At 51.4% G+C, this 13672-nt stretch carries 8 protein-coding genes; 6 read left to right on the top strand and 2 right to left on the bottom strand.

Going from position 1 to position 13672, the window contains the following annotated elements; all coding sequences use genetic code 11:
* Positions 1-824: 824 nt before the first annotated feature.
* The 3 genes from E1189_RS06315 (at position 825) to proB (ending at position 3789) form a co-directional block, all read left to right on the top strand.
* Entirely contained in the window at positions 825-1073 is a 249-nt protein-coding gene (locus E1189_RS06315; RefSeq protein WP_155159193.1) for a hypothetical protein, read from the top strand.
* A gap of 294 nt (positions 1074-1367) precedes the next feature.
* Positions 1368-2573 carry an Obg family GTPase CgtA gene (cgtA, locus tag E1189_RS06320; protein WP_155159194.1) on the top strand — a complete coding sequence of 402 codons (1206 nt, stop codon included), beginning with the start codon at positions 1368-1370 and terminating at the stop codon, positions 2571-2573.
* 55 nt (positions 2574-2628) lie between these two features.
* Positions 2629-3789 (top strand): glutamate 5-kinase, encoded by a 1161-nt coding sequence (gene proB, locus E1189_RS06325; RefSeq protein ID WP_329601922.1) that lies wholly within the window; start codon positions 2629-2631, stop codon positions 3787-3789.
* Positions 3790-3848: 59 nt separating this feature from the next.
* On the opposite strand, the gene rpsT is transcribed toward proB, so the two are convergent.
* A complete protein-coding gene (gene rpsT / locus E1189_RS06330) occupies positions 3849-4118 on the bottom strand; it encodes a 30S ribosomal protein S20 (RefSeq protein ID WP_155159195.1) in 270 nt (89 codons plus the stop codon).
* 333 nt (positions 4119-4451) lie between these two features.
* Here rpsT and murJ point away from each other — a divergent pair, with 333 nt between their 5' ends.
* Genes murJ through ileS form a run of 3 tightly spaced genes read left to right on the top strand, consistent with a single transcriptional unit; the run spans position 4452 to position 9941 of the window.
* Positions 4452-6020 (top strand): murein biosynthesis integral membrane protein MurJ, encoded by a 1569-nt coding sequence (gene murJ, locus E1189_RS06335; protein ID WP_155159196.1) that lies wholly within the window; start codon positions 4452-4454, stop codon positions 6018-6020.
* Between the two features lie 59 nt (positions 6021-6079).
* Positions 6080-7066 carry a bifunctional riboflavin kinase/FAD synthetase gene (ribF, locus tag E1189_RS06340; protein ID WP_329601924.1) on the top strand — a complete coding sequence of 329 codons (987 nt, stop codon included), beginning with the start codon at positions 6080-6082 and terminating at the stop codon, positions 7064-7066.
* A gap of 52 nt (positions 7067-7118) precedes the next feature.
* Complete coding sequence (ileS, locus tag E1189_RS06345; protein WP_155159197.1) at positions 7119-9941, top strand: isoleucine--tRNA ligase; 2823 nt, start codon at positions 7119-7121, stop codon at positions 9939-9941.
* Between the two features lie 86 nt (positions 9942-10027).
* On the opposite strand, the gene E1189_RS06350 is transcribed toward ileS, so the two are convergent.
* Positions 10028-13633: a hypothetical protein gene (locus tag E1189_RS06350; protein ID WP_155159198.1), complete on the bottom strand. Its 3606-nt coding sequence runs from the start codon at positions 13631-13633 to the stop codon at positions 10028-10030.
* Positions 13634-13672 lie beyond the last annotated feature (39 nt).

A 13672-nucleotide genomic window follows, 5' to 3' on the forward strand; every position in this document is an offset into this window, starting at 1 on the left:
ATATCTTCCCTTCACTTCCCCCCCCCTCTTGCTCTTGATAGTGTAAGGCAGTAACGCTAACACCTTAGTTAAAACGATTTCTTTTCTGTATGACTCTAATGCCCCTGCCTGTTACTAAGGCAAGGCGATCTAAAACACTTTATGAGAGGTGAAATATGGAGTCTGGCGGAGTTCAAAACTATCACTGTGAGAACAGGGATGGTCGTGTCTTTGGTTTCGATTTGCGGCGTGATTCTGAGGTTAAAGTGGAGTGTTCCATTTGCCTCTCTTCTTCAAAGTTTGCCACAGTGTCATTGTGTCTGGATAAGCATTACATGTGCGCTGACTGTGAGCCGGTGGTTCTGAATGAGACGAAAAATTGCCCTCAGTGCAGAGAGCTTGAGGATCGTCGCATTCGAACAAAGATGGCACGACAACAAGAGGGCGCAGTCCGGGCCATGGAGGTTAGCTGTCTGTCATGTAAGGCTACCACTCAGTATGGAGACATTGACAAGCATGACTGCCGAATGCCAAAGGTTAAAGCCAGACGGGGCGATGGCAAGCTGGTTGAGCCTTTAAAGTTATCCCAATATACCTGTGGCGCCTCTGATTCCTCTGACTTATCACTGGGGGCAACATGCCCTGTGCCGGATGGAGGGGGCTTTAGATCCGCTTATGATGAACCGCGGAGTATGCCGGTAGCGGGAGTAGTTGCAAGCTCTCAGGCTGGATCCTCAAGTCGTGAGGTGGTCGATTACTCGTCACCAGGAGGTAATAATTACTATGGGCCACTTTACAGGTTGTTGCGCCCCTTGGCTTTCCAGTGGGAAAGATTAGCCAGATGTATGGGTTTTGAGGGTTATGAGATTGCGAATATCAAGGGCAACCTTATGGTGATGATGAAGGGGCCAATCGCGTGTATGGGTGAGGTTTTGGCGCATCGTTCACATTGGGCACCAGGGGATGCCCGTGGTTCTCAGTCGTTGTTTAGTAGTCAGACGTTGCTTGATGCTGTCCTTAAACTGCCGGATTCCGAAGAAAAATCGGATGTTGTGCAGACTCTCCTCAATAATCCTCGACTTGAAGGGCTTTGATATGCTCTGTCAGGCAATGAGTGGGGGACGAGTTGCAATACACTGGCTTGTTTCCCTATTGCTGATTGCATAGAATGCCCCCTCAAAAGCCCGCTTTGTGCAGGGCTTTTTTTTATGGGTGAACTGCGTTCCCCCGACATTTCAAAACCAAAGCCGGTTCATATTAGCTGTTCTTGCAGATTCCAAGGAAGATGTTAAGGATAAAGACATCTAATATAAGCCGACTGGCGCAGTTATTTACCGTTTGTTGGATGTTCCCGTATACAGGGGGTGGCAGGCGGTGCGGAGGTAAGAATGAAGTTTGTTGATGAAGCCCATATTCATGTTGAAGCCGGTAAAGGTGGTAATGGGTGTGTGAGCTTCCGCCGGGAAAAGTACATCCCTAAAGGTGGCCCTGACGGTGGTAATGGTGGTGTTGGCGGCAGCATCTATATGGTGGCCGATAATGATCTGAACACTCTGGTGGATTATCGTTACACGCGTCGTTACAAAGCCAATAACGGTGAGCAGGGTCGTGGTGGCCAGTGCACCGGCGCCAAGGGTGAAGACACTATCCTGCGCGTACCGGTAGGTACTACAGTAGTTGATGAAGACACTCAGGAAGTGATTGGTGACCTGACGCTGGCGGGTGAAAAACTGCTGGTGGCCCGTGGGGGTCATAACGGCATCGGTAACACCTGTTTCAAATCCAGTACCAACCGCGCTCCCCGTATCGCGACGCCCGGTAAGCCTGGTGAAGCCCGTAACATTAAGCTGGAGCTGAAGGTGATTGCGGATGTTGGTCTGCTGGGTATGCCCAACGCCGGTAAGTCTACTTTTATCCGTTCTGTATCTCATGCCAAGCCAAAGGTTGCAGACTACCCGTTCACTACTCTGGTGCCCAATCTGGGTGTTGTGAGTATTCAGAAACACCGTAGTTTTGTGGTCGCAGATATTCCCGGTTTGATTGAAGGTGCTGCTGAAGGGGCTGGTCTGGGTATTCGCTTCCTGAAGCATCTGGCCCGCTGCCGTATTCTGCTGCATCTGGTGGATGTGGCGCCAGTGGATGGTACTGACCCTGTTCATGCGGCTAAAGCCATTATCAATGAGCTGGAAGAGTTCAGTGATGCGCTGGCAAGCCGTGAGCGCTGGCTGGTGTTGAACAAGCTGGATCTGGTGCCGGAAGAGGAGCGCGATGCCCTGTGTGACCGCATTGTCAGTGAGCTGGGCTGGGAAGGCCCTGTTTATCGTATTTCTGCCATCAGCAGTGATGGTACCATGCAGATGTGCCAGAACATGATGACGTTCATTGAAGAGCGTAATCTGCAGGAAAACACCGATGAAGAATACGCACAGGCTGAAGCAGAGCAGCGTGAGCGTATGGAAGAAGAAGCCCGTATTCGCATCGAGGAACTGGCTGCCGAGCGCCGCGCACGCCGTCAGGCTGAAAAGCTGGCTGGTCAGCAAGCTGAAGAAGACGATGACGATGAACACGAGGTGGAAGTCTTCTACGCCCCTTAAGTCTTAAGAAGGGCAGAGGCTTATCTTTGCAAAGCCTCTGCGGGAGTAGTGGGAAGTGGGTTCTGATTCCAATAATAAAGGCGGCCTTATCGATAATGGCCGCAGCCACCTTTCTTCCGGTCGGCGCTGGGTGATTAAAATCGGCAGCGCCCTGCTGACCGATGATGGCACCCGTCTGAATGCTGAAGGTATTCAAGGCTGGGTTGCTCAAATTGTCGCGCTGCGCTCTCAGGGAGTGCAGCCGATTCTTGTCTCTTCCGGTGCCATTGCTGCCGGTATGACCCGTCTGGGGTGGGCATCCCGCCCTAAAGCTGAACACGAACTGCAGGTGGCTGCAGCGGTTGGGCAGATGGGCTTGTCCCAAACCTGGCAAAGCGCTTTTGCAGAGCACGGCATTGAAACCGCTCAGGTTTTGCTGACACATGCTGATCTTTCCAACCGCCAGCGCTATCTCAATGCCCGCAGTGCTCTTAACTCTATGATGGGGTTGGGGGTGATTCCCGTAGTGAATGAGAATGACTGCGTAGTAACCGATGAGATTCGATTTGGTGATAACGATACATTAGGGGCTCTCGTTGTCAATCTGGTGGAAGCGGACGCTCTGATTCTGCTGACCGATCAGGATGGCCTTTACACTGCTGACCCTCGGAAGCACCCCGATGCGGTGCTGGTAGATCAGCGAAAAGCCAGTGATCCCGCCTTAGATGCGATGGCAGGGGAAAGTAAAGGCAGGCTGGGGCGAGGTGGGATGTTTACCAAACTTCGAGCGGCCCGTCTTGCGGCTCGTTCTGGTGCCAGAACTGTTATTGCCGGTGGCCGTATCGAAAGAGTGGTTGAACGCCTGCATCAGGGCGACCCCCTTGGTACGCTTCTGCTTCCTGATGAGGAGCGAACGGTTGCTCGCAAACGCTGGCTGGCCGGCCATTTGCAGATGAAAGGTAAGTTGACACTGGATGCAGGGGCTGTGCGGGCTCTGCGTCAGTCTGGTTCCAGTTTGTTGCCTGTTGGTGTGTGCAGTGTCGATGGCACCTTTAAGCGGGGCGAGATGGTGGTTTGCGTAGATAGTCAGGGGCGGGAGGTAGCCCGTGGTCTGGTGAATTATTCGTCGGAAGAGGTGGTTAAGGTTTTAGGTCTGCCCAGCCAGCAAATGGCTTCGGTGCTGGGTTTTACTGGTGAGCCGGAGCTGGTTCACCGGGATAATATGGTGATGGTGTAGAGGTATAAAAAAAGGAGCCTTCTGGCTCCTTTTTCGTAAGGCATTAGCCGGCTTGCAAATTAAGCAACTACCAGAGCTTTAACCTTAGCGTTCAGACGGCTCTTGGTGCGAGCAGCCTTGTTCTTGTGGATCAGGCCCTTATCAGCCATGCGATCGATCACAGGAACAGCAGCAGCGAAAGCAGCAGTAGCGGCTTCACCGTTCTTGGCTTCAACAGCTGCAACTACTTTCTTGATGTAGGTGCGAACCATGGAACGCTGGCTGGCGTTGTGCTGACGACGCTTTTCTTGAGTGCGTGCACGCTTTTTGGCGGAAGGAGAGTTAGCCATCCGGGAGCTCCTCGAAAATTCGGTTTGTATTTGAAAACGCGCAAATATGCCGGGTTGCTCAAATGTTGTCAATTCCCGGCAGCCGCACCGGAAACCGTACTTATGAGTAAGCCAGCTGTATTTACATCCCGATGACACTTTCGGGAGATGATAAAACGGGTGCGCGGATTCTGGCACTCCTGCCTCTGGGGGTCAAGGGTTTGATGCCTGCGGTCAATTCATTCTGGCTCCTTTAAACGATGATCGGGTATTTCTCCCGCTGGTGCTGTGTGCAGACCAGCGGTTAAACTTTCAAACAAGGAAATTGCCTGAAAGAATCTGGATAGTTTTTGAATGTCTTCTGAAAAACAGGGTGCCGCTGATAATAAAGTGGGCGGTGGCCTTTTACGTTCTTCCCTTGTGGTCGGAGTTATGACCATGTTGTCCCGCGTGCTGGGTTTGGTGCGGGATGTTGTCATTGCTGTGTACTTTGGCTCTCAGGCCGAGGCGGATGCGTTTTTTGTCGCCTTTAAAATTCCTAACTTCCTGCGCAGGCTGTTTGCGGAAGGGGCTTTCTCCCAGGCCTTTGTGCCGGTTTTGTCTGAGTATCGCACCAAGCGCCCCCATGAGGTCGTGCAGGAGCTGGTCAACCGTGTGGCTGGTACGCTGGGTTTAACACTTGCTATCGTCACCAGTTTAGCGATGCTGACAGCCCCCTGGCTGATTCTGGTGTTTGCTCCCGGTTTTCATGGGGAGCCTGCCAAGCTGGAACTGGCGGGAAATATTCTGCAAATCACCTTCCCTTATTTGCTGCTGATTTCTCTTACCGCATTTTCGGGCTCGATTCTTAACAGTTACAGCAAGTTTGCGGTGCCAGCTTTCACACCGGTGTTGCTGAACCTGAGTTTGATCGGCTCCACACTGCTGCTGACGCCTTACTTTGATGAGCCTGTGATGGCGCTGGCCTGGGGCGTAGTGATTGCTGGTACATCTCAGCTGCTGTTACAGATCCCTTTTCTGAAGCAAATTCAACTGCTACCTAAACCTATGTGGGGCTGGAAAGACCCCGGTGTTCGCCGGATTCTCAAATTGATGGCGCCAGCTATGTTTGGTGTGTCCGTGGCGCAGATTAACCTGCTGCTGGATACGGTACTGGCTTCTTTCCTGCAAACCGGCAGTATATCCTGGCTCTATTATTCTGACCGTTTGATGGAATTGCCTCTGGGGATTTTCGGCATTGCTATAGCCACGGTGATTTTGCCCAGCCTGTCCCGTCAGCATGCCGGAGAAGACCCTAAAGCGTTTTCTGCAACCTTGGATTGGGCTGTGCGTCTGGTGCTGCTCATTGGTATTCCTGCCGGTATTGCTTTGTTCCTGCTGGCAGAACCACTCATCGCTACACTGTTCTTCCACGGTCGTATGGAAGACCGGGACGTAATTATGGCAGCCATGAGCCTGCGGGCTTATTCAGCCGGTTTGATGTTCTTTATGCTGATCAAAGTACTGGCTCCCGGCTACTTTGCCCGTCAGGACACCAAAACCCCGGTGAAAATCGCGATGTTCGCCATGATCTCCAATATGGGCTTTAACCTGGCTCTGGTGTGGTCGTTCCAGCATGCGGGTCTTGCCATGGCGACATCATTATCTGCGGCCTTAAATGCTGGTTTCCTGCTTTGGGGGTTGGTGCGCGCTGGTGTATTCAAAGTGCAAAGTGGCTGGGGGCTGTATGGAACCCGACTGCTACTGGCGAACGTTGCCATGGGCGGCGTGCTGGTCTGGTTGAGTCATTCCACACAAACATGGCTGGACTGGTCGTTGCTGCAGCGTGTTGAGCACCTCGTTATTCTGATTGTGGCCGGTTTGGGAGCCTATGGCGCGATATTATTTGCCGCGGGATTGCGTCCAAGACACTTGCGGCACTGACTTTTGTCCTTATTCCTTTATATAATCCCCGGTTTGATTCTGCGACTTGAAAGTGATCGATGGAGGGCGTCGATGAAGATGATCATGCAGGGCTTCAGGGAGAGCCGATGCAGTTGATTCGAGGGCACGGCGCCATCACCGAAAACCATCGGGGATGTGTCGCTACCATTGGTAACTTTGATGGCGTACATCTTGGCCATCAGGACATCCTGTCTCAGGTGCGTGAGCGCGCCAGAAAGGAAGATGTTCCCACCTGTGTCATAGTTTTTGAGCCTTTGCCACGGGAGTTTTTTGCTCGGGTTTCCGGAGCTGATACGCCCCCACCGGCTCGAATCCAGACGTTTCGGGACAAACTGGAAGCGTTGAATCGGGCCGGTGTTGATCAGGTGTTATGCCTGTCCTTTAACGAAGCCCTGCGCAGCCTGACCGCCGATGAGTTTATTCGTCAGGTACTGGTGGATGGTCTTGCTATTCACCATCTGGTTGTGGGGGATGATTTCCGCTTTGGCTGCGACCGCAAAGGCAACTTTGAATCTCTGCAGGACGCCGGTGAGCAATATGGCTTTACGGTGGATCATACCCGCACGGTGATCAGGGATGGCGACCGGGTGAGCAGTACCCGTATCCGTCAGCTGTTGTCTGATGGTGACTTTGCCATGGCAGAAAAGCTGCTGGGCAGCCTGTTCACGATCTCTGGCCGGGTAAATCATGGGCAGAAGCTGGGCCGCAGGCTGGGTATGCCGACTGCCAATCTGCGTATCGGGCGTTGCCACTGTCCTGTGCAGGGTGTCTATGCTGTTCGCGTACACGGGCTGGATAAACCCTATGGTGCCGTAGCCAATATCGGTTCTCGCCCCACTGTAAACGGGCAGATTGAGCGACTGGAAGCTCACCTGCTGGATTTCTCCGGTGATCTCTACGGGCGCAGAATTCGCGTGGAATTTATAGAAAAAATTCGCGATGAGCAGAAATTTAGTCATCTCGATGAGCTGAAAGCGGCTATCGAGAACGATGTATCCAGAGCGCGAGCTATTCTCGCTGAATAGTTCGCCTCTAAAAGCTTGACCAAACTGAATTGTATTCTCTGGTAAACGACTAATGAGCGATTACAAGCATACGCTGAACCTGCCGGACACCGCGTTCCCAATGCGCGGCAATCTGGCAAAACGTGAACCTGACATGCTCAAACGCTGGCAGGAGATGGATCTCTACGGGAAAATTCGTGAAGCTCGTGCTGGTCGTGACAAGTTTATTCTTCACGATGGCCCTCCTTATGCCAACGGTGATATTCACATTGGTCATGCCGTTAACAAAATCCTGAAAGACATCATTGTTAAATCCAAGACAATGAGTGGCTTCGACGCACCTTACATTCCCGGCTGGGATTGCCATGGTCTGCCAATTGAACACAAGGTAGAAACCATGATTGGCAAGGCGGGTGACAAGGTGGATTACAAAACCTTCCGCAACAAGTGCCGCGAGTATGCCGCCAAACAGGTGGATGGTCAGCGTAACGACTTTATTCGTTTAGGTATTCAGGGTGACTGGTTCAACCCTTACCTGACCATGAACTTCGAAACCGAAGCCGACATCATCCGCTCTCTGGGAAAAATCGTTGAGAACGGTCATCTGGTAAAAGGCTACAAGCCGGTTTACTGGAGTGTTGTGGGTGCCTCCGCACTGGCGGAAGCGGAAGTGGAGTATCAGGACAAAACTTCTACCCAGATCGACGTGCGCTACGCCGCCGTTGATGAAAACGCTGTGCTGAATGCTTTCGACCGTGACGAAGACGGTGAAGGTGAAATCGCAGCGGTTATCTGGACCACCACTCCATGGACTCTGCCTTCTTCTCAAGCCATTACTGTTGGTGCTGAGCTGGGCTACGCTCTGGTTCAGTGTGAAATCAACGGCGAGAAAGCTCGTCTGGTTCTGGGTGAAGAGCTGCTGGAAAGCGCCATGGAGCGTTACGGTTGTGAAGGCTACAGAATTCTTGGTCGCACTGTTGGCACCAAGCTGGAGAACCTGAAGGTTCTCCATCCGTTCTACGCCAAAGAGCTGCCTATTATTCTCGGCGATCACGTCACAACGGATGCCGGTACCGGCTGTGTTCACACCGCTCCTGACCACGGTGTAGACGATTTCAATGTTGGTAAGAAGTACAACATTAGCACCCTGAACTATCTGGATGATCACGGCGTATTCCGTCCACAGGTTGAACTGTTTGCTGGTCAGCACGTTTACAAGGTAGACGGCAGTGTACTGGAAGTGCTGCAAGAGCGTGGTCGTGTACTGAACCATGGTAAGCTGACCCACAGCTACCCACACTGCTGGCGTACCAAGACTCCATTGATCTTCCGCGCCACCCCACAATGGTTCGTGAGCATGACCAAAGAAGGTCTGCTGGATACAGCCATGGCGTCTCTGGAAGGTGTGGAATTCACGCCAGACTGGGGCCGTAACCGTATGGAATCCATGCTGGGTCAGAGCCCTGACTGGTGTGTATCCCGTCAGCGTACCTGGGGTGTGCCTATCACTCTGTTTATCCACAAGGATACGGAAGAGCTGCACCCACAAACTGCTGAGCTGGTGGAAAAGGTGGCTCTTCTGGTGGAAAAAGAAGGTATGGACGCATGGTTCGATCTGGACCCTGCAGACATTCTTTCTGCCGATGACGCTGTCAACTATGTGAAAGTGACTGACACGCTGGACGTATGGTTCGATTCCGGTGTGACTCACCACTCCGTATGTGATCGTCGTGACGAGCTGCAAGCACCTGCTGACCTGTACCTCGAAGGTTCCGACCAGCACCGTGGGTGGTTCCAGTCTTCCCTGAAGACTGGCATCGCCATGAACGGTGTGCCTCCATACAAGGCGCTGCTGACCCACGGCTTCACCGTGGACGCTAACGGCCGCAAGATGTCCAAGTCTCTGGGTAATGTGGTTGCTCCTCAGAAGGTTGTGAACAAGCTGGGTGCTGACATTCTGCGCCTGTGGGTATCTGCCACTGACTACACCACTGAGATGACTGTATCCGACGACATCCTCAAGCGTGCAGCAGACAGCTACCGTCGTATTCGTAACACCTCCCGCTTCCTGCTCTCTAACCTGAGTGGCTTTGAGCCAAAGACTGATATTGTTGGCTGGGATGAGATGCTGCCTCTGGATCGCTGGGCGGTTGACCGTGCTCTGCAGCTGCAGGAAGAGATTCTGGCCAGCTATGACAAGTACAACTTCCTGAACGTGTACCAGAAAGTTCACAACTTCTGTTCACTGGATCTGGGCAGCTTCTATCTGGATATCATCAAGGATCGCCAGTACACCACTCAGACTGACAGCCTGCCTCGCCGCAGCTGCCAGACGGCTATGTTCCACATCATGGAGGCGTTTGTACGCTGGATTGCCCCTGTACTGAGCTACACCGCTGAAGAGATCTGGCAGGTGATGCCGGGTGAGCGTGGCGAAACTGTTCACACGGAAGAGTGGTACACCGGTTTGATATCTCTGGGTGAAGCGGAACTGTCACGCGAGTTCTGGGCGCAGATCATGACAGTGAAAACCGCCGTGAACAAGGCTATGGAAGATGCCCGTAACGGAGGCGCTATCGGTGGCAGCCTGCAGGCGGAAGTGACTCTGTTTGCATCTGACGAACTGAAGGCGCAAATCGAGAAGCTGGGTGACGAACTGCGCTTCGTGCTGATCACTTCCCGTGCCGACCTGAGGCCTCTGGCTGAGGCGTCTGACATGGTTGTGGAAACAGAAGTGTCTGGCCTGAAAGTGGCTGTTGTTAAGTCTGAATACGAGAAGTGTGACCGCTGCTGGCATCACCGTGAAGACGTAGGTTCCCATGAAGCGTACAAAGATCTGTGTGGCCGCTGCGTAACTAACGTGGATGGTGTAGGCGAGACTCGTCACTTCGCTTAATTACAACCTTTATATTAAGCATTCATAAAACCAAAATGCCGGTACGTATAAGCGTGTCGGCATTTTTTTGTGGGATCTGGCGAAGATTAAATAATCCGACCCTTAACGTAATTTGGCTGATAACGGCTGCGAGCTTCCTGAAGGTAAATATCGTGATGCATGGCCATAAAGCGTTCAAACTCCGGGAGTATCTGGGTAACCCTTTCGATGTCGGGGTTAGCGGCATAGTCCTGAGTTATCTGTTTAAAATGACTGAGAAAGCCAGGGTAACCCGGTGGAGCGGTGTCATCTAACTGTTCCAGCATATCGATAAACTCCTGGTGGGTATTGGTATCTTCCTTTCCCATATTTACAAGCAGTTTAGAAACCGCTTTTTTATGTTGGTTGGTGTAACGAATAAACGGATTGCCACCCTCTTTTCGAGTAAGTTCTTCAAACTCTTCAGGCTTTACACTCCATGAAGGGGTACGTTGCATCTGTCCGGCTTTCCAGCCGTTATATTTGGCAGTGATATACGTCAGTGTATTATCACCCGGCTGCTCCCACCAGTTGTGAGCGCTGGCTACTGAAGTGCTGGCTCCAATTTTCACACTGCCGATAGGGCCGGTAGGAATGCCAATCTCGGGGATAGAAAGGCCAAGCTTGTCGGTAGACATGAGTCTTACATATTGCAATCGCCAGTCTTTATGCCGCTGGACCAGATTGAACTCTATACGCATACCGGCCTCAACATCAAAAGAGGGCATATGTGGGATCAATCCCGCCAAGGCTGCTGTTGTGAGCTCTGGCAAATTGTCTGCGCCTTTATCTGAAGAGGCTGTGGAGGCCAGCACCTTCTGGAGTGATTTTATGGCAACAGCTGTTGTTGCAGAACCACTGTTGATGTTCAAACCGAGGTTGAAATAGTTGCCATCGTTATCGGGGTTTACGTTTTTGCCAATTGTGGAATGTTTAATATCGGCGGAAATCCCAATATTGGTTTTGGGAATGGCAAAACTTAGCTGGGTTGAGAGAACGCTCTCTGTACTTTTTGCACTGGAAGTGGCCGTCAGGCTTCTGCGTACATGCTTGCTGGCCTCAAGATTAAGTTCTGGCTTATCCAGAGAAGGTTCAATGGTTCTTTCCAGAGCAGCATGAAAAATAGGGTCATTCTCTTCCGGTCTTTCCAGTGGCAGGAATGTATCCTTATAAAGCTGGTGCAGGTGGTAAAACGAATAAATATGGGCAGCAATAAATCTTCCCCTGTCCTTGGCACCATATGTACGTTGCATACTGCGCTTGATGTCGTGGAATGATTTCTGAGGTGCTTCCTCTCCTACAGAACCTTCCATAGCGTTGACAGTAAAGTAATACATGTCGCGCTCAATATGCTGGTCGACAATCGCCTTTTTTAAAGTTTCCCGAATTGCCAGTCGCTCCCTTGTGGCATAGCTTCGATCGTTCAGTGGTGTATTGGGGTTTTCTTCAAGAGCGCGCATTCTTTCTAAACAGGCCGCTTGCTCATCCATCCAGCCCACAGCGGTTTTTCCGCTTCTGCGTACGCTGACAATACCGTCTTCTTCTTTAAAGTTATCCAGCCTTTCAGCTTTCTGTGGAGACAGACCGTCGTAAATCTGCTCTTTTAGTTGTTCATACTCGTCTTTCTCGCTGGGAGAGGCGGGTACCCAGAACGACATATAAGATACATGCTTGGGCTGCGCCTTGTCTGGGTTGTTACGCAGCATAAACAGGAGGTTGGTACGCGTGGTGAAGTGGGTTTTCTTTTTCTGATAAGTCGCGTCTGCTTCCACGGTGCCGGCAAGGGCTTTGACCTTTGCTGTGGTCGAAACGGTATGCTGGGTAAAATCTGCATAGTTGACGGCTGCCTTTTGTTTTACCCGAATCTGATCACCAGGGTGAATGACCCCCAGTTCTGTGAGTCTTTGTGAGAGAAGGTGCCTGTCAGCTGTTACCTTATGGTGGAGGCTTTGTGCCTTTCTGACATTTCTGCTGCCTTTGGTATTTTTCAGTGCATTGCTCGCTGTTCCCATCAGTGTGGCTACAAGATCATTGCTGTGGAAGGCAACAAATTCTTCCAGGTTGCGGAATACTCGACCGTTGCTATGAGCAAGTCCAGCCTCCAGAGAGCCTTCGAGGAGCTTTGGGTTGCCAACGGCAAAGGTGAGCATGGGTTTGACAATGTAGAACACCCGGATTTTGGTATCATCATTTCCGGTTACTTTAAACGTAAACTCAACTTTTGCTCCAAGAGAGGCCGAGTCTGCACCTGCAACGGAAGCCGCTGCTCCGATATTGAAGGCCACAGTGAACGTTTTCTCGCTGCCGCCTTTTTCTAAAAAACGTAGCTGCTGGTAAAGCTCTTTTTCAAAGCGCTCTCTGGTTCGATTAAATACTTGCGCGTTAATGTGATTTCTTAACAGCTCCAGAGTTGTTTTATTGAGGTTGCTGGTAGTGAGCTTTGCTGCTTCTTTCAGGATGCCACTCAGCTCCGCTAAAGTGGTATCGGAGAGTTCATTTTCTTCAGTGGGAAGTGCTTTGAGCTTTTCTTCAAGGGTCTGCAGCCCATAAATAGCTTTTTCGTCACCTTCCATAATGGTTTGCAGGTGAGTGGCGATGTGCTCTAAATCTTCATGGGATAACTCTTCGTCTTTAAGAAGAACCCGCAGCTCTGGATAATTATCGATATGACGAGCAACAGAGACCACCGGATGTTCGGAGGTGGGACGGGATTGTCTGAGCATTCCCAGGTTTTCCATTCTCAGGCGCTCTATCTCTTTTAAGGCTATAGGCAGGTGACGATCGGCGGCCCCGGACTTCAGAATGCCACGAAAATCTACAGACTCTGCCAGAGAGTCTTCATGCTGCTCCCTTATGTTTTCCAGAGTCTTCATCGCCACTGGGATGGTGTAATCTGGATCTTCCAGATCGATATCCTCTCCCATATAAAGGTCGGCATATTCAATCAGCGGCCCGTCTGGCAGATGTGAGGCACGGGCATTGAGGCGACTTTGGATATGGAGCAGGCCCTTTCCCATTTTGGTTCTATCGTCTTCTGAAAGGAGATGGTCATCCCTGAAACTGTCTAATACATAACTGCCAAAGCCAGTGTTAAGGAAAATAGCCAGAGCACGAGGGGTGTACTCTGTCATTAACGAGTTAAACTCGGTGATACCGGCCTGTGAGGAGTCAGCATCCGGGTCATCATCTGTCATGATGCTGAGCAGAGATATGACTTCCGCTTTTTTTGTATCCCCCAGAGTGGGGTTGTGGACCAGAGATTCCAGATGATGTTCTAACTCTTCGCTGGTAGAGGTCGCATTGGAAAACGTATTAAGAAGTGCTGAGTGCTTTTGAGCCAGCTCCAGAGATTCCGGTTCGCTGATTTGTGAGTGGTGCGATCTTAAGAATGCTATCAGAGAGCTGCTTTTCGCTAACTCTCTGATACGAGTGACCACACGTCGGCCAATGGCATGCTGAAGCTGGAGCCGGAAAACCATGGGATGACTGGCAAAGTGAGTCTGAGCTGGAGCTTCCCTGACAGACCAGCGACGACTTGGACTGCGTCGAACAGAGCTGGTGGACAAGCTGCGCTCAGGAGCTTCTTCTCGACGGAATGTCGAAGGCCGTGTATACCGATGTGGGGCTTGGGAGTTTGAGCGATTCTGACCATCCATGGTTATACGCAGTTTCAAAAGTCACTTTGTTAGTATGGATCAGTACTTCTGTCGATA

It is taken from the genome of Parendozoicomonas verongulae, assembly GCF_009711465.1.
Lineage (GTDB): Bacteria > Pseudomonadota > Gammaproteobacteria > Pseudomonadales > Endozoicomonadaceae > Sansalvadorimonas > Sansalvadorimonas verongulae.

What these genes read in the sequence shown, in the direction of transcription:
- E1189_RS06315 (WP_155159193.1), top strand. Translation starts at nt 825, where the DNA reads ATGGGTTTTGAGGGTTATGAGATTGCGAATATCAAGGGCAACCTTATG.
- ileS (WP_155159197.1), top strand. Translation starts at nt 7,119, where the DNA reads ATGAGCGATTACAAGCATACGCTGAACCTGCCGGACACCGCGTTCCCA.
- rpsT (WP_155159195.1), bottom strand. Translation starts at nt 4,118, where the DNA reads ATGGCTAACTCTCCTTCCGCCAAAAAGCGTGCACGCACTCAAGAAAAG.
- murJ (WP_155159196.1), top strand. Translation starts at nt 4,452, where the DNA reads ATGTCTTCTGAAAAACAGGGTGCCGCTGATAATAAAGTGGGCGGTGGC.
- cgtA (WP_155159194.1), top strand. Translation starts at nt 1,368, where the DNA reads ATGAAGTTTGTTGATGAAGCCCATATTCATGTTGAAGCCGGTAAAGGT.
- ribF (WP_329601924.1), top strand. Translation starts at nt 6,080, where the DNA reads ATGGAGGGCGTCGATGAAGATGATCATGCAGGGCTTCAGGGAGAGCCG.